We start from the raw sequence: 16,164 nt of genomic DNA, 5'->3' as shown, positions 1-16,164 counted from the left end.
AGGCTCCCATGGCCGAGGTCCTGCTCGACGACGTCAACAAGGTCTACGAGAACGGGTTCCACGCCGTCCACGACCTCGACCTGGAGATCGCCGACGGCGAGTTCCTCGTCCTCGTCGGCCCCTCGGGGTGCGGCAAGTCGACGGCCCTGCGGATGGTGGCCGGGCTGGAGGACATCAGCTCCGGCACCCTGAAGATCGGCGACCACGTGGTGAACGACGTCCCACCGAAGGACCGGGACATCGCCATGGTGTTCCAGAACTACGCGCTGTACCCCCACATGACGGTGGCGGACAACATCAGCTTCGCCCTCCGCCTGGCCAAGGTGCCGAAGGACGAGATCCGCAAGCGGGTGATGCAGGCCGCGAAGACGCTCCAGCTCGAGGAGTGGCTGGAGCGCAAGCCCGGCCAGCTCTCCGGCGGCCAGCGCCAGCGGGTTGCCATGGGCCGGGCCATCGTCCGCAACCCGAGCGTGTTCCTGATGGACGAGCCGCTGTCGAACCTCGACGCCAAGCTGCGGGTGCAGATGCGGGCCGAGATCGCCCGGCTCCAGCGGGACCTGAAGGTGACCACCCTCTACGTCACCCACGACCAGGTCGAGGCCATGACGATGGGCGACCGGGTGGCCGTGCTCAACCGGGGCGTGCTCCAGCAGGTCGACGCCCCCGAGCGGCTCTACGACCAGCCCGACAACCTGTTCGTCGCCGCCTTCATCGGCTCGCCGTCGATGAACCTGCTCGACGCCCAGGTGATCGGCCAGGACGGGTCGACGTCGCTCTGCGTGGGCGCCCAGACGATCCAGTGCGGGCCCGAGCTGACCGCCGCCCGGCCGTCGATCCGGGGCCACGAGCGGGTGATCGTCGGCATCCGGCCCGAGGACCTCTCCGACGCCTCGCTCGACCGCTCCGACGGGATGCCGAAGCTGAACGCGACCGTGGAGCTGCGGGAGGCGCTCGGCTCGGAGATCCTCGTCCACCTGAAGATGGACGCCACCCCGGCGATCACCGAGGACGTCAAGGCCATCGCCGCCGACGCCGCCTCCGGCGACGCCGCCGCCGTCGAGGACCTCGAGCGCCAGACCAGCGAGGGCAAGGCGATGGTCGTCGCCAAGTTCGACCCCCGCAGCCGGGTCAAGGTCGGCGACACCGTGCAGGTGGCGGTGTCCACCGACCGCCTCCACTTCTTCGACCCCGCCACCGGCCTCGCCATCAAGTAGGCGGGGCCGGCCTCGCGTCAGCCGTCGAGGACGACGAGGCGGGTCTCGGTCATCTCCCGGACCGCGTAGGCGGGGCCCTCGCGGGTGTTGCCGCTGTCGCGCACGCCGCCGTAGGGCATCTGGTCGGCCCGCCAGGTCGGCACCTCGTTCACGAGCACGCCGCCGTAGTCGAGCTCGCGGGCGGCCCGGAGGGCGGTCGACAGGTTCGCCGTGAACACGGCGGCCTGGAGGCCGTAGTCGGTGTCGTTGGCCAGCGCGAGCGCGTCGTCGAAGCGCCGGTAGGTCTGCACGGCGACGACCGGCCCGAAGATCTCCTTGCGGCACACCTTCATGTCGGCGGTGACGTCGGTGAGCACGGTCGGGACCAGCATCCCGTCCCGCACCTCGCCGCCGGCCCGCACCTTGGCGCCGGCGCCGACGGCCTCGTCGATCCAGGCCTGCACCCGGTCGCGGTCGTCGGTGGAGATCAGCGCCGACACGTCGGTCGCCTCGTCCATCGGGTCGCCGACCACGAGCGACGACACGTGCTCGGCCAGGGCGTCGACGAACGGGCCGGCCACGTCCTCGTGCACGTAGATGCGCTGGGTGGAGATGCAGGACTGGCCGGCGTGGCTGAAGCCGGCAACCTTGATCTTCGCCGCCGCCGTCTCCCAGTCGCCGTCCGGCTCGATGATCACCGGCGCGTTGTTGCCGAGCTCGAGGCCGACCCGCTTGCGGGCCGCCCGCTCCCTGATCGTCCAGCCGACCTCGGGCGAGCCGGTGAAGGTGATCATGGCGACGTCGTCGCTGTCGACCAGCGCGTTGCCGACCACCGACGCCTTGCCGGTGACCACGCTCAGCCACCCGGGCGGCAGGCCGCACTCGTCGAGCAGCAGCTCGGCCAGCGCGATGGCCGAGAACGGGGTCTGCGAGGCCGGTTTGACGACGATCGGGCAGCCGGCGGCGATGGCCGGCGCCACCTTGTGGGCGACGAGGTTCAGCGGGAAGTTGAACGGGGTGATGGCGCCGACCACCCCGATTGGAACCCGGAGGACGAAGCCGAGCTTGCCCTTGCCGACGTCGGCGGCGTCGAGCGGCACCATCTCCCCGGCCAGCTTGCGGGCCTCGACGGCGGCGAAGGTGAACGTGCTGACCGCCCTCGTCGCCTCGACGGTCGCCGTCCTGATCGGCTTGGCCGCCTCCCTGGCGATGATCTCGGCGAAGTGGTCCCGACGCTCGGCGAGGAGGCGGGCGGCGGTGTCGAGCACCTCGGCCCGGCGGAACGGCGGCAGGGGGTCGGCCAGGGCCGCCTTGGCGGCCGCGATGGCCCGGCCCACGTCCTCGGCCGAGCACGAGGGGATGGCGCCGATCTCGCTGCCGTCGTAGGGCGAGGTGACGGTGATGGACTCGGTGCCGCTGTGGCGCTCGTCGCCGATCCGGACGGGATGCACCTCGGGCATGTGGTTCCTCCTGCCGGGACGTCGTCGGGTCCCTAGCATGCCGCGCGGCTACCGTCGGGACGGAGCCGCGAGGAGGGCGAATGGGGATCGCATCGCTCGTCGAAGCCATCCTGGGGCCGGACCTGCCGGTGGGCGTCGAGGCCTACGACGGCACGAGGCTCGGCCCACCGGACGCGCCGGCCACCATCGTCGTCCGCTCCCCCGACGCGCTGAGCCGGATCCTCACCGCGCCGGGCGAGCTCGGCTTCGCCAGGGCGTTCGTGGCCGGCGACCTCGACGTGGAGGGCGACCTGGAGGCCGTCCTCCGCCTCCGCGACCGCATGCCCGAGGTGCGGCTCACCCCCCGCCAGGTGGCCGAGGTGGCGCGGCAGGCCGGCCGGACGGGCCTGCGCCGCCTGCCGCCGCCGCCGGAGGAGGCCCGGCTGCACGGCCGGCGCCACACGAAGGCGAGGGACGCGGCCGCCGTCCGCCACCACTACGACGTCTCGAACCGCTTCTACGAGATCCTCCTCGGACCCTCGATGACGTACTCGTGCGCGGTGTGGCCGTCGCCCGAGGCGACGCTCGAGGACGCCCAGGCGGCCAAGCACGAGCTGATCTGCGCCAAGCTCGGCCTCCGGGAGGGGATGCGCCTGCTCGACGTGGGCTGCGGGTGGGGGTCGATGGTGATCCACGCGGCGCGCACGAGGGCGGTGCGGGCCGTCGGCGTCACGCTGTCGTCGCCCCAGGCCGAGCTGGCGCGGAAGCGGGCGGCCGAGGCGGGGGTGAGCGAGCTCGTCGAGGTCAGGGTGCAGGACTACCGCGACGTCCGCGACGGTCCCTACGACGCCATCTCCTCGGTCGGCATGTTCGAGCACGTCGGCAAGGCCCGCCTGGCCGAGTACCTGGAGCGGCTGCACGACCTGCTGCGCCCGGCCGGCCGGCTGCTGAACCACGGGATCAGCCGGCCGCCGTCCCGCCAGGCCCGGTTCGCCCGGGCGAGCTTCATCGACCGCTACGTGTTCCCCGACGGCGAGCTGCACGAGGTCGGCTCGGTGGTCACCGCCGCCCAGGAGGCCGGCCTGGAGGCCCGCCACCTCGAGAGCCTGCGGGAGCACTACGCGCTCACCTGCCGGGCCTGGGTCCGCAACCTGATGGGCCGGTGGGACGACGCCGTCGCGGAGGCCGGCCTGGCCAGGGCCAGGATCTGGCGGCTGTACCTGACGGCCTCGGCGCTGAACTTCGAGGCCGGCCGCACCGCCGTCCACCAGCTCCTCGCCGTCAGGCCCGACGACGGCCGCAGCGCCATGCCCCTCCGCCCCGACTGGTGACGGCCCGGCACCCGTACCTCGACTGGCCGGGGCCGATCCCGTTCGCCCACCGGGGCGGGGCCGGCGACTGGCCGGAGAACACCATGCCGGCCTTCGAGGGTGCGGTCGCCCTCGGCTACCGCTACGTCGAGACCGACGTGCACGCCACGAGCGACGGGGTGCTGCTCGCCTTCCACGACGACGTGCTCGACCGGGTCACCGACCGGGCCGGGACGATCGCCGAGCTGCCGTGGTCGGTGGTGCGGGAGGCCAAGGTGGCCGGCCGGGAGCCGATCCCCCGCTTCGAGGACCTGCTCGGCGCCTGGCCCGACCTCCGGGTGAACGTCGACCCCAAGCACGACGCCGCCGTGGCCCCGCTGGCCGACGCCCTGCGCCGGGCCGGCGCCCTCGACCGGGTGTGCGTCGGCTCGTTCTCCGATGCCCGCCTGACCAGGCTGCGGCGGGAGCTCGGCCCCGGGCTGTGCACCGCGCTGACCCGGAAGGCGACGGCCCGGTTGCGGGCGGCGAGCATCGCCGGCGGCCGCCTCGCCGGGCGCATCGCCGGCCTGTGCGCCCAGGTGCCGGTCGCCTACCGGGGCGTGCCGCTCGTCGACGCCAGGTTCGTCACCACCGCCCACGCCAGGGAGGTGCAGGTCCACGTGTGGACCATCGACGAGGAGGAGGAGATGCACCGGCTCCTCGACCTCGGGGTGGACGGCATCATGACCGACCGGCCGGCCGTCCTCCGGGCCGTGCTCGAAGCCAGGGGCCAGTGGGTGGCACCCTAGAGGGGCCATGTCGACCACCACCGAGCCCACCACCCCGGACCTGGCCGCCGGCTGGGACGACGCCCAGCTGCGGGATCTCTACGCCGCCCTCCTCCTCCCCCGGCTCATCGAGGAGAAGATGCTGCGGCTCCTGCGCCAGGGCCGGCTGTCGAAGTGGTTCTCCGGGGTCGGGCAGGAGGCCATCGCCGTCGGCGTGACGTGGGCGCTGCGGGACGACGACGTCATCCTCCCCATGCACCGCAACCTGGGCGTGTTCACCGGCCGGGGCCTGGACCTCGGCCAGCTGTTCCGCCAGCTGCTCGGCCGGGAGGGCGGGTTCACCAGGGGCCGGGACCGCACGTTCCACTTCGGCACCCTCGAGCACGGCATCGTCGGCATGATCAGCCACCTGGCCGCCATGCTGCCGGTGGCCGACGGCCTGGCCCTCGCCGGCCGGCTGCGGGGGTCGGACCGGGTGGTGGCCGCGTTCACGGGCGACGGGGCGACCAGCGAGGGCGACTTCCACGAGGCGCTGAACCTGGCCGCCGTGTGGCGGCTGCCGGTGCTGTTCGTCGTCGAGAACAACCAGTACGGGCTGTCGACGCCGACCTCCGAGCAGTACGCCTGCGCCCGGCTGGCCGACCGGGGCGCCGGCTACGGCATGCCCGGCGTGGTCGTCGACGGGAACGACGTGCTGGCCGTCGTCGCCGCCGTGCGGGAGGCGGCGGCCAGGGCCCGCGCCGGCGACGGGCCGACGCTCATGGAGTTCGAGACGTTCCGGATGCGGGGCCACGAGGAGGCGTCGGGCACCGACTACGTGCCGCCCGAGCTGATCGAGCAGTGGGCCGCCCGCGACCCGCTGCTGCGGTTCGAGGCCGTCCTCGACGGCCGGGGCGTGCTGCCCGAGCGGGTGCGGGCCGAGCTGCGGGCCTGGGCCAAGTCCGAGGTCGACCGGCTGGTGGAGGACGCGCTCGCCGCCCCGGTGCCCGAGTCGACCGCCGAGCGGGAGCTGGGCGACGTGCTCGCCCCCCGCCCGGCGCCCCGCCGCCCGCTGCCACCGGCCGGCGAGCCCAGGGAGCTGCGCTACCTCGACGCCATCAGCGAGGGCATGCGGGAGGCCATGCGGGCCGACCCGTCGGTCGTCCTCATGGGCCAGGACATCGCCGAGTACGGCGGGGTGTTCAAGGCCACCGCCGGCTTCGTCGAGGAGTTCGGCCGGGACCGGGTGCGCAACACGCCGATCATCGAGTCGGGGGCGCTCGGCGCCGCCCTCGGCCTCGCCCTCGACGGGTTCGTCCCCATGGTCGAGATGCAGTTCGGCGACTTCATCTCCTGTGGCTTCAACCAGATCGTCAACAACCTGGCCAAGACCCACTACCGGTGGGGCGCGCCGGTGCCGGTCGTGGTCCGGGCGCCGGTCGGCGGCGGGTCGGGCGCCGGCCCGTTCCACTCCCAGGACGTCGAGGCCTGGTTCACCTGCGTGGCCGGCCTGAAGGTGGTCGCCCCCGCGACCCCGGCCGACGCCAAGGGGCTGCTGCTCGCCGCCTTCGGCGACGGCAACCCGGTGCTGTTCCTCGAGCACAAGCTCCTGTACCGGGCGGCCAAGGGCCCGGTGCCCGACGGCTGGTACGAGGTGCCGATCGGCCGGGCCGCGGTCGCCCGCCCCGGCCGGGACGCCACCGTCGTCACCTACGGCGCCGGCGTGCCGTGGGCGCTGGAGGCGGCCGAGGCGCTCGCCGCCGAGGGGCGGGAGGTGGAGGTCGTGGACCTGCGCTCGCTCCTGCCCTGGGACACCGAGACGGTGCTCGACTCGGTCCGGCGCACGGGGCGCTGCCTGGTGCTCCACGAGGCGCCGGTCACCGGCGGCTTCGGGGCGGAGGTCGCCGCCACCGTCGGGACGGAGGCGTTCGGGTGGCTCGACGCCCCCGTCACCCGCCTCGGCGCCCTCGACACCCCGGTCCCGTTCGCCCGCGCCCTCGAGGACCTCCACTCCCCCAGGTCGCGGGTCCTCCCGACCCTCCGCGACCTGCTGGCCTACTAGCCGGCCCGGCACGGGTACAAGGTCGGCATGTCGCTCACCCGTCGCGTCGCCCGCCCGATGATGGCCGCCATGTTCGTGGTCGGCGGCTGGGACTCGTTCAGGAACCCGGACCCCAAGGCGCCGACGGCCGAGCCGGTGACGACGAAGCTGGCCGGCCCGCTCAACCTGCCCGACGACCCGGCCACGCTCGTGAAGGTGAACGGCGGCGTGCAGGTGGGGGCCGGAGTGCTGCTGGCGATCGGCAAGCTGCCCCGGCTGTCGGCCCTCGCCCTGGCCGGGACGCTCGTGCCGACGACGCTGGCCGGCCACCGGTTCTGGGAGGTCGAGGACGCCCAGGCCCGGCGGGGCCAGCGCATCCACTTCCTGAAGAACCTGTCGATGCTCGGCGGGCTGATCCTCGCCGCCACCGACACCGAGGGCCGCCCCTCCCTGCGCTGGCGGGCCCGCCAGGCGGCCAAGCGCTCCCGCGTCCTGCCCGGCTAGGGCCCGCCTTCGACGGTCACGACGGCCGGCGGGCGAGGATCACCGGCTGGTACCAGCCCGTGCCCTCGGCCAGCCAGCGGACGTCGACGTACCCGGCGGCCTCGACGGCGGCGACCAGCTCGGCCCGCCGCCAGGCCCGGTAGCGGCCGTCGACGTGGGTCGTGCGCCAGCCGCCGTCCTCGCCGGCCCCCTCCTCCAGCACGAACAGGTCGAAGTCGTAGGCGGGCGCCCCCGACGGGTCCCACCACCACGCCTGGGTCATCACCCGCCGGGCCCCGGGGCGCCCCATCGTCCACGGGGCGATCCCGGTCGGCCGGTCGGCGAGCACGGCGTCGTAGTCGCGCACGGTGGCGAGGAGCAGCCCGCCGGGCACCAGCCGTCCGGCGATCGACCCCAGGGCGGCGCCCAGGTCCTCCTCGGTCTGGAGGTGGGGCAGGGCGTTGTCGCAGGTGAGGACGGCGGCGAACGTGCGGTCGCCGAGGGCGTCGCCCAGCCGGCGGACGTCGGCCACCCCGACCTCGAGGGCGATGCCCCGCTCGGCCGCCTCCCGCCGGGCCCGGTCGACGGCGGCCGGGGTCAGGTCCGTGCCCGTCACCGACCACCCCAGGGCGGCGAGGGGCAGCGCCTGGGTGCCGATCCCGCACGTGCAGTCGAGCAGCGGCCCGGGCGGCGCCACCCCCTCGGCCCGCAGCAGGTTGTCGAGCACCTCGCCCTCGATCTCGGCCGCCGCCCACCAGTCCTCGTAGATCAGGTGGTAGCGCTCGGCGAACGGCTCGTAGAGCCGGGCCGCCCTGGTCGAGTCGTCGCTCAAGGGAGCAGCACGTTCGGGTTGAGGATGCCGGCGGGGTCGAGGGCGGCCTTGACGGCCCGCATGGCGGCGAGGTCGGCGGGCGAGCGGTCGAGGGCCAGCCACCGGCGCTTGGCCGTGCCCACGCCGTGCTCGGCGCCGGTGCTGCCGCCCATGGCGAGGCTGAGGCGGACGACGGCCTCGTCGACGGCGTCGTCGCCCGGGGCCACGCCGGTGACGTTCACGTGCAGGTTCCCGTCGGCGGCGTGGCCGAACACCCACGTCCGCGCCGACGGCGCCACCCGGGCGACCGCCGCCGGCACCTCCGCGGCGAACTCGGCCAGGCGGGCGAGGGGCAGGGCGACGTCGAGCTTGTGGGGCGGGCCGATCAGGTTGATCGCCTCGGTGTGGGCCTCCCGGTAGCGCCACAGCCGGGCCCGCCGGGGGCCGTCGGCGGCGACGGCCACGTCGGCCACCCCGTCGAGGTCGGCGACGGCCTCGGCCAGCGCCGCCGTCGGGTCCTCCGCGGCGGCCGCCTCCACGGTGAGCAGGGCGGCGTGCCGGGCCGGGAACGGCGGGGCCAGGCCGAGATGGGGGCACACCAGGTCGACGCCGTCGGCGAGGACCAGCTCGGCGGCCTCCAGCGAGGCCAGCCGGCGCCGGAGGCCGCCGGCGGCGGCGACCGCGTCGCCCACCGACCCGAACGCCACCAGGGCCACCACCCGCTCGTCGTGGCGGGGCACGAGCCGCAGGCGGGCGGCGGTGACGACGCCGAGCGTGCCCTCGCTGCCGCAGAGCAGGTGGGCGAGGTCGTAGCCGGTGGCGTCCTTCAGCACGCCGGACAGCCGGCGCACGACCGACCCGTCGCCGAGCACCGCCTCCACCCCGAGCAGCTGGGCCCTGGTCGAGCCGTGGCGGAGCACGCGCAGGCCCCCGGCGTTGGTCGCCACCGTGCCGCCGACCGTCGCCGCGTCCCTCGCCGCGAAGTCGACCCCGTAGTCCCACCCGGCGGCCCTGGCCGTCGCCTGCACGGACGCGATCGTCGCGCCGGCGCCGGCCGTCAGCTGCCCGGCCACGGGGTCGACGGCCCCGACGGCGTCGAGCCGCCGGAGCGACAGCACGACCTCGCCGGCGAGCGGCACCGACCCGCCCACCAGCCCGGTGTTGCCGCCCTGGGGCACGAGGGCCGTGCCGGCGGCCCGGCAGGCGTCGACGACGGCGGCCACCTCGTCCACCGAGCCGGGGCGGGCGACGGCGGCCGCCCGCCCGGCGAAGCGCCCCGTCCAGTCGACGGCGAAGCCGGCGGCCGCGTCGCCGACGAGGACGTGCCGCGGCCCGACGGCGGACCGCAGGGCGGCGAGCAGGTCCAGGGTCAGCCCAGGGCGGCGAACGCCTTGGCCAGGGTGTCGAGGCCCTGGTCCAGCTCGTCCTCGGTGACGGTCAGGGGCGGGATGAGCCGCAGCACGTTGTCGGCCGGGCCGCAGGTGAGCACGATCAGCCCGTCGTCCAGGCAGCGGCGCTGCACGGCCTCGGCGGCCGCCGCGTCCACCAGCTCGACGCCGAGCATGAAGCCGACCCCGCGCACCTGGAGGACGGCGGCGTTGCCCTCCGTCGCCTCCCGGAGGCGGGCCAGCGCCCGCTGCCCGAGGGTGCGGACCCGGTGGTAGACGCCCTCGTCCTCCATCACGTCGATGGTGGCGATGGCCGCCGCGCAGGCGACCGGGTTGCCGCCGAAGGTCGAGCCGTGGGCCCCGGGCGGCCACTGCTCCATGATCGACCGGGGGGCGACGATGCCGCCGAGGGGCAGGCCAGAGGCGACGCCCTTGGCGAACAGCACCACGTCGGGCCGCACGTCGAACGTCTCGGCCGCGAACGGCCGGCCGGTGCGGCCCATCCCGCACTGCACCTCGTCGAAGATGAGGAGGATGCCCCACCGGTCGCACCGCAGGCGCAGCTCGGCCAGCCAGCGCCGGGGCGGCGGCACGTAGCCGCCCTCGCCGAGCACCGGCTCGACGATCATCGCCCCGACGTTCTTGCCCGGCGCCTGGAGCTCGAGGACCTGGTCCAGCTCGGCCAGCGCCCGGTCGACGGCCTCGTCCTCGCTGTCGAAGCCGAGGGTCGTGCAGTACGGGGCGACGTGGACCGAGGGCAGGAACGGCTCGTAGCCCTCCCGGTACTTCCCCTTGGCCGTCGTCAGCGTCGTGGCCGCCAGGGTGCGGCCGTGGAAGGCCCGGCGGAAGGCGATGACCCCCGGCTTGCCCGTCACCCGGCGGGCCAGCTTCAGCGACCCGTCGACGGCCTCGGCCCCGCTGTTGCAGAGGAAGACCTGGGGGTGGGAGAGGAACCGGGCCAGCCGGCCGATGCGCTCGGCCAGCTCGATGGACCGCTGGTGGTGGGTGACGACCGACGTGTGGAGCAGGCGCCGGGCCTGCTCGACGACGGCCTCGACGACCCGCGGGTGGCAGTGGCCGACGTTGGTGACGGCGATGCCCGAGGCGAAGTCGAGGAAGCGCCGGCCCTCGACGTCGACGAGCCAGGACCCCTCGCCCCGCTCGGCCACCACGTGGTGGACGCGGGCGAGGACGCCGGCCAGCGCGGCCTCGTCCCTGGCCAGCCACTCGGCCGTGGTGGCGGTCGCTGCGTCGCTCACCTCACACCTCCCTCTCCGCCACGGGCGGGCGGTTGTCGATCTGTGCCTTCTGGAGGCGGCCGGAGTAGTCCACGTACACGGTCTTGATCTCGCTGAACTGCTCGATGCCCCGGGAGCCGGCCTCGCGGTAGCCGTTGCCGGTGTGCTTGGTGCCGCCGAACGGCAGGGGGATCTCGGCCCCGATCGTCGGGGCGTTCACGTAGACGATGCCCGTGTCGATGCCGGCGACGGCGTTCAGGGCGGCGTTGATGTCCCTGGTGTAGACGGCGGCCGACAGGCCGTACTCGACGCTGTTGACGATGTCGACGGCGTCGCCGATGTCGGTCACCTCCAGCACGGCGAGGACCGGGCCGAAGACCTCCTCGCGGGCGATGCGGTGGTCGGGGCGGACGCCGGCCAGCACGGTGGGCTGGAAGAAGGCGCCGCCGTCGCAGCCGTCCGCCGTGGTGCGCTTGCCGCCGCACACGACCTCGGCGCCCTCGTCCACGGCGGCGGCGACCATGCCGCCGATCCGGTCGGCCGACTCCGAGGTGATGACGGGGCCGACGTCGGTGGACGGGTCGACCGGGTCGCCGATGCGCAGCTCGGTGGCCCGCTTGACGATGGCGGTGACCAGCTGGTCGGCCACGTCCGCGTGGACGATCAGCCGGGACGTGGACGTGCAGCGCTGGCCGGCCGTGCCGAACGCGCCGAACAGGGCGCCGTCGACGGCGAGGTCGAGGTCGGCGTCGGGCATGACGACCATGGCGTTCTTGCCGCCGAGCTCGAGGGAGAGGAGGCGGGGGCCGTTCTGCATGGCCGCCGTCGCCACCTTGCGGCCGGTCGGCACCGAGCCGGTGAAGCTCAGCGCCCGCACGCCGGGGTGGACGGTGAGGGCCTGGGCCGGCTCGGCGAAGCCGTGGACGACCTGCACGAGGTCCTCGGGCACGCCGGCCTCCACGCAGGCGGCGACGAACTCGACCGCGCACTTCGGCGTGTGCTCGGAGGGCTTGATGACCACGCCGTTGCCGGCGAGGAGGGCGGGGAAGATCTTCCAGGACGGGATGGCCACCGGGAAGTTCCAGGGGGTGATCATCCCGACGACGCCGACCGGCTGGCGGGTCGTCCAGCACAGCTTGCTGCCGAGCTCGGACGGCACCGTCTCGCCCCAGGCGGCGCGGCCCTGGCCGGCGACGAAGCGGGCCATGTCGATGGCCTCCTGCACGTCGCCGCCCGCCTCCACCAGGATCTTGCCGGCCTCGGTGGCGACCAGGCGGCTGAGCTCGGCCTTGCGCCGCTCGAGCACGTCGCCTGCCCTGGCGATGATCTCGCCCCTGGCCGGGACGGGGACGCGGGCCCACTCCTTCTGGGCGGCGGCCGCGGCGGCGACGGCCGCGTCCACCTCGTCGGCGCCCATGTTCGGGTAGGTGCCCACCACGTCGGCGGGTCGGGCCGGGTTGACCGAGTCGAAGGTCGACGTCATCGCTGGAACCTCCGTTTCAGCAGACGCCTGATAGTAACGTTCGTGCCCGCCGATGGAGGGAAGGGCGCCGGCCGACGTGGCCACGAGGATCGCCGAGCGCCGGGAGCGCCTCACCCCGGCGGAGCGGCGCGTCGCGTCCGTCGTGCTCGACGACCCCCAGGTCGTCGCCTTCGGCACGGTCGCCGGGCTGGCCGAGCGGGCCGGCACGTCGCCGGCCACCGTCGTCCGCTTCGCCGGGAAGCTCGGCCTCGACGGCTTCGTCGGGCTCCAGGCCGGCATCCAGGAGGAGCTGGCCCGCCAGCTGCGGCCGGCGGCCGAGCGGATCCGCCAGCGCCCGCCGAGCGACGTGCTCGGCCGCAGCCTCGACGTCGAGCTGGAGAACGTCCACCGCACGCTCGAGGCCGTCGACCGCCGCTCCTTCGCCGCCGCCGTCGCCCGGCTGGCCGACCGCCGCCACCGGGTCGGGGTGCTGGCCGCCGAGGCGTCCCACGGGATCGCCGCCCAGGTGGCGGCCGACCTCGGCCTCGTCCGCCCCGGCGTCACCCTGCTGTCGGGCTCGGAGGTGCGGGTGGACCGGCTCCTCGCCGACTTCGACCAGGGCGACACGGTCCTCGCCGTCGACCTGCGCCGCTACGAGCGCTGGGTGCTGGCCACGGCGAGGCGGGCGGCCGACCGCGGGGTAGGGATCGTGGCGGTGACCGACAGCAGCCTCTCCCCCCTCGCCGACCTCGGCGGGCCGACCTTCGTCGCCGCCGCGGCGAGCGCCGGGCCCTTCGACAGCCACGTCGGCATCCTCGCCCTGGCCAACGCCCTGGTGGCGGCGGTGGCCGCCCGCCTGCGGGTGAGCGCCACCCGGCGCCTCGACCGGGTGGAGGCCGCCTGGCGCGAGTCCGGGTCGCTCGTCGATGGCTGAGCCGACGGCGACGCGCCACGCCACCGGCGGGATGGTGTGCTCGGTCGACCACCTCGCGTCCGCGTCCGGCGTGCGGGTGCTGCGGGCCGGCGGGTCGGCCGCCGACGCGGCCGTCGCCACGAGCGCCGTGCTCGCCGTCACCACCCAGCACCTGTGCGGGATGGGCGGCGACCTGCTGGCGCTGGTCCACGACCCCGCCGAGCCGGGGCCGCCCTCGGTGCTCAACGCCTCCGGCCGGGCCGGCTCGGGAGCCGACCCGGACCGCCTCAGGGCCGAGGGCCACGCCGAGATGCCGTTCCGGGGCGACGTGCGGGCCACGCCGGTGCCCGGCTGCGTGGACGGGTGGCTGGCCCTGCACGAGCGGTTCGGCCGCCTCCCCCTCGCCGACGTGCTCGCCGACGCCGTCGCCTACGCCGCCCACGGGTTCCCGGCCTCGCCCCTGCTGGCGAAGGCCGTCCCCTCCGTCGCCGGCCTGCGCGGCAACCGGCTCCCGGTGGACGTGCGGCCCGGCGACCTCGTGCGCCGGGCCGGGGTGGCCGAGGCGCTGCTCGCCGTCGTGCGGAACGGGCGGGACGGGTTCTACCTGGGCGACTTCGGCGAGGGCCTGGTCGAGGTGGGCGGCGGCGAGTTCAGCGAGGACGACCTGCGCCGGGTGCAGGCCGACTGGGTGGCGCCGCTCGGCGCCGACGCCTTCGGCCACCGCCTGTGGACCGTGCCGCCCAACTCGCAGGGCTACCTCACCCTGGCCGGCGCCTGGATCGCCGACGGCCTCCCGCTGCCCGACGACCCCGACGACCCGGCGTGGGCCCACCTGCTGGCCGAGGCGGCCAAGCAGGCGGGGCACGACCGCACCGCCGTGCTGCACGAGCACGCCGACGGCGAGGCCCTCGTCGCCCCCGCGCGCCTGGCCCCCCGGCGGGCGGCGGTCGACCCCGACCGGGCCCGCGCCCTCGCCGCGCCCGCCGCCGGTGGCGGGACGATCTACCTCTGCACCGCCGACGGCGCCGGGATGGCCGTCTCGCTCATCCAGTCGAACGCGGCGGGGTTCGGCGCCCACGTGGTGGAGCCGAGGACGGGGATCTTCCTCCAGAACCGGGGCATCGGCTTCTCGCTCGAGCCCGGTCACCCGGCCGAGTACGGGCCGGGCCGGCGGCCGCCCCACACCCTGTCCCCCGCGCTGGTCACCACCGGCGACGGGCGCCTGCGGGGGGTCGTCGGCACCATGGGCGGCGACACCCAGCCCCAGATCGTCCTCCAGCTCCTCGCCCGGTGGCTCGCCGCCGGGCACTCGCCGGGGACGGTCATCTCGGCGCCCCGCTGGGCGCTCTCCGGTTCGGGCACCCGGGGCTTCGACACGTGGGAGGACCCGGCCGGCATCGGCCTCCGCCTCGAGCACGACGCCCCGCCGGCCTGGGCCGACGGGCTGGCCGCGAGGGGCCACCGGGTGGCGGTGGCCGACGGCCTCGACCACGGCTTCGGCCACGCCCACCTCATCGAGGCCGGGCGGGGCGGCGTGTGGGGCGGGGCGGCCGACCCGCGGGCGCTCACCGGGGCGGCGGCCGGGTACTAGACACGCCCCATGCCCCGACTCATCCCCTCCGCCAGCCGGGTCGAGGCGGCGGGCACGCCGCCCAAGCTGATCGACGAGTTCGTCGGCCGGGTCAACACCGGCACCGAGGCGGTCAGCGTCGCCGTCATGCGCAGCCCCGAGGGCTGGGAGGAGCCCGGCCAGCGGCCCGAGTTCGACGAGTACACGGTCGTCCTGGCCGGCCTGCTGGAGGTGCGCTCCGAGGGGGGCGAGGTGCTCGAGGTCGGCGAGGGCCAGGCCGTCCACGTGCCGGCCGGCGAGTGGGTGCGGTACGCCAGCCCCCGGCCGGGCGGCGCCCACTACGTCGCCGTCTGCCTCCCCGCGTTCGCCCCCGAGACCGTCCATCGCGACGCCTGAGGTGTGGACGGCGCTGTGGGCAACAGGGCCCGTCCTGGGGACTTCGAAAAAAGTCTCGGGATAACCCTGTGAGTTGAAAACTATCGCTTGACCTGCGGCGATGGCTGGTGCATCGTGACGGCACGCCAGGCAGGAACGAGCCCGGCGGCACCGGAGGCACCGGGAGGCTTCGGCCGAACGGGGCGCCGGGGTCGCTGGTTCGGGAGCGTCTGGCGGAGGGACGGTCCCGGGCGTCGCACCTTCGGGTGGCGGAGCCACGGGGGCCGGGCGGCCTTCGGGCCGGTCCGGCGCCTGACGGGGCCGGACCGCGGGGACGCCCCGAGGAGCGGACCGGTTTCGGCCGGGAGGCTACTCGGGGCTTCTCGCGTTTTGGCCGGCCGACGCCTCGGCCCGGCGGCGGCGGCTGCGCCCGGTCAGGCGACGACGACGACGGCGGCGGCGTCGGCGGTGGCGAGGACGGCGGCCCACGCCGGCACGGCGGCCACCCGGCAGGGCACCTGCTCGCCGCCGGCGACCATGGCCCTGGCGACGTCGGACGCCGCCCTGGCCACGAGGGTCACGTCGTCGCGGCGGGTCGAGCGGATGCCGGCGGCGTCGGCGGCCCGCAGGACGGCGGCGGACGCCTCGTGCCCGGCGGCGCCGGCCAGCCGGCCGCGCCGGGCGCAGCGCAGCGAGCGCTCGACCCCGAGGGTGGCCCGCCACCACTGCACCTCCCCGTCGGCCGAGCCGAGCTCGGCCCGCACGACGCCGGCGAGGGCCTCGATCTGGTCACCGGTCAGCCGGCCGAGCCGGGCGGCGAACGACGCCACCTCCGTCGGTGCTGCACTCGTCGGGCTCCACGTGTCCATCGCCCCTCCCTCCACGGTCGGGCCCGCTCCCATCGGCCGGGTCGCCCGCGCTTGAAGCCTCACAGATCCGATCACTCCGACGGTGGACCCGGCTGGTCGGTTCCATGACGATCAGGTAGCACGGGGCCGTGGACGCCAAGCAGCAGGTCAGGGAGCGGGTGTGGGACGCGCTGACCGGTGCCGGCGCCGCCCGGTTCCCCGGCGCGCGAGGCCGCATCCCGAACTTCACCGGCGCCGAGCGGGCGGCCGGGCGCCTGGCCGAGCGGCCCGAGTGGCGGGCGGCCGCCGCGCTGAAGTGCAACCCCGACCTGCCCCAGCTGCCGGTC

15 protein-coding genes are annotated in these 16,164 nt (G+C 75.5%); 9 read left to right on the top strand and 6 right to left on the bottom strand.

What is annotated here, in order from left to right; translation table 11 throughout:
* Nucleotides 1-8: 8 nt before the first annotated feature.
* On the top strand, nucleotides 9-1,214 hold the full coding sequence (gene ugpC, locus VGB14_07840) for a sn-glycerol-3-phosphate ABC transporter ATP-binding protein UgpC (GenBank protein HEX9992820.1): 1,206 nt from the start codon (nucleotides 9-11) through the stop codon (nucleotides 1,212-1,214).
* Between the two features lie 17 nt (nucleotides 1,215-1,231).
* Here ugpC and VGB14_07835 read toward each other — a convergent pair whose 3' ends face one another.
* Nucleotides 1,232-2,653: an aldehyde dehydrogenase family protein gene (locus VGB14_07835; protein HEX9992819.1), complete on the bottom strand. Its 1,422-nt coding sequence runs from the start codon at nucleotides 2,651-2,653 to the stop codon at nucleotides 1,232-1,234.
* Nucleotides 2,654-2,733: 80 nt separating this feature from the next.
* Between VGB14_07835 and VGB14_07830 the strand changes: the two genes are divergently transcribed.
* From VGB14_07830 to VGB14_07815, 4 genes are read left to right on the top strand one after another with little or no spacing between them, the layout of a single operon-like run.
* Nucleotides 2,734-3,963, top strand: a complete 1,230-nt coding sequence (locus VGB14_07830) for a cyclopropane-fatty-acyl-phospholipid synthase family protein (protein HEX9992818.1) — start codon at nucleotides 2,734-2,736, stop codon at nucleotides 3,961-3,963.
* The gene (locus VGB14_07825) at nucleotides 3,960-4,730 is read left to right on the top strand and encodes a glycerophosphodiester phosphodiesterase (GenBank protein ID HEX9992817.1); all 771 of its coding nucleotides are present in this window, start codon (nucleotides 3,960-3,962) and stop codon (nucleotides 4,728-4,730) included. Before VGB14_07830 ends, VGB14_07825 begins: the two co-directional genes overlap by 4 nt.
* A gap of 7 nt (nucleotides 4,731-4,737) precedes the next feature.
* The gene (locus tag VGB14_07820; protein ID HEX9992816.1) at nucleotides 4,738-6,750 is read left to right on the top strand and encodes a thiamine pyrophosphate-dependent enzyme; all 2,013 of its coding nucleotides are present in this window, start codon (nucleotides 4,738-4,740) and stop codon (nucleotides 6,748-6,750) included.
* 27 nt (nucleotides 6,751-6,777) lie between these two features.
* The gene (locus VGB14_07815) at nucleotides 6,778-7,233 is read left to right on the top strand and encodes a DoxX family protein (GenBank protein HEX9992815.1); all 456 of its coding nucleotides are present in this window, start codon (nucleotides 6,778-6,780) and stop codon (nucleotides 7,231-7,233) included.
* Between the two features lie 16 nt (nucleotides 7,234-7,249).
* Here VGB14_07815 and VGB14_07810 read toward each other — a convergent pair whose 3' ends face one another.
* The 4 genes from VGB14_07810 to VGB14_07795 are packed head-to-tail and all read right to left on the bottom strand — an operon-like array spanning nucleotide 7,250 to nucleotide 12,132.
* Nucleotides 7,250-8,044, bottom strand: a complete 795-nt coding sequence (locus VGB14_07810; GenBank protein ID HEX9992814.1) for a class I SAM-dependent methyltransferase — start codon at nucleotides 8,042-8,044, stop codon at nucleotides 7,250-7,252.
* On the bottom strand, nucleotides 8,041-9,372 hold the full coding sequence (locus VGB14_07805) for an FAD-binding oxidoreductase (GenBank protein ID HEX9992813.1): 1,332 nt from the start codon (nucleotides 9,370-9,372) through the stop codon (nucleotides 8,041-8,043). The genes VGB14_07810 and VGB14_07805 overlap by 4 nt, the downstream gene beginning before the upstream one ends.
* A 20-nt stretch (nucleotides 9,373-9,392) precedes the next feature.
* Entirely contained in the window at nucleotides 9,393-10,670 is a 1,278-nt protein-coding gene (locus VGB14_07800) for an aminotransferase class III-fold pyridoxal phosphate-dependent enzyme (GenBank protein ID HEX9992812.1), read from the bottom strand.
* A gap of 1 nt (nucleotide 10,671) precedes the next feature.
* Nucleotides 10,672-12,132, bottom strand: coding sequence for an aldehyde dehydrogenase family protein (locus tag VGB14_07795; GenBank protein HEX9992811.1), 1,461 nt, complete (start codon nucleotides 12,130-12,132; stop codon nucleotides 10,672-10,674).
* Nucleotides 12,133-12,184: 52 nt separating this feature from the next.
* Here VGB14_07795 and VGB14_07790 point away from each other — a divergent pair, with 52 nt between their 5' ends.
* From VGB14_07790 to VGB14_07780, 3 genes are read left to right on the top strand one after another with little or no spacing between them, the layout of a single operon-like run.
* Nucleotides 12,185-13,045 carry a MurR/RpiR family transcriptional regulator gene (locus VGB14_07790; GenBank protein HEX9992810.1) on the top strand — a complete coding sequence of 287 codons (861 nt, stop codon included), beginning with the start codon at nucleotides 12,185-12,187 and terminating at the stop codon, nucleotides 13,043-13,045.
* The gene (locus VGB14_07785; GenBank protein ID HEX9992809.1) at nucleotides 13,038-14,615 is read left to right on the top strand and encodes a gamma-glutamyltransferase; all 1,578 of its coding nucleotides are present in this window, start codon (nucleotides 13,038-13,040) and stop codon (nucleotides 14,613-14,615) included. The genes VGB14_07790 and VGB14_07785 overlap by 8 nt, the downstream gene beginning before the upstream one ends.
* Nucleotides 14,616-14,624: 9 nt before the next feature.
* A complete protein-coding gene (locus VGB14_07780) occupies nucleotides 14,625-14,990 on the top strand; it encodes a cupin domain-containing protein (GenBank protein HEX9992808.1) in 366 nt (121 codons plus the stop codon).
* Nucleotides 14,991-15,403: 413 nt separating this feature from the next.
* On the opposite strand, the gene VGB14_07775 is transcribed toward VGB14_07780, so the two are convergent.
* A complete protein-coding gene (locus VGB14_07775) occupies nucleotides 15,404-15,838 on the bottom strand; it encodes a hypothetical protein (protein ID HEX9992807.1) in 435 nt (144 codons plus the stop codon).
* 128 nt (nucleotides 15,839-15,966) lie between these two features.
* Between VGB14_07775 and VGB14_07770 the strand changes: the two genes are divergently transcribed.
* A partial coding sequence (locus tag VGB14_07770) for a hypothetical protein (protein HEX9992806.1) occupies nucleotides 15,967-16,164 on the top strand: 198 nt, incomplete at its 3' end.

This window comes from Acidimicrobiales bacterium (assembly GCA_036399815.1).
In the GTDB taxonomy this organism is placed as follows: Bacteria; Actinomycetota; Acidimicrobiia; order Acidimicrobiales; family DASWMK01; genus DASWMK01.
This window is presented reverse-complemented; position numbering and strand designations above follow the sequence as displayed.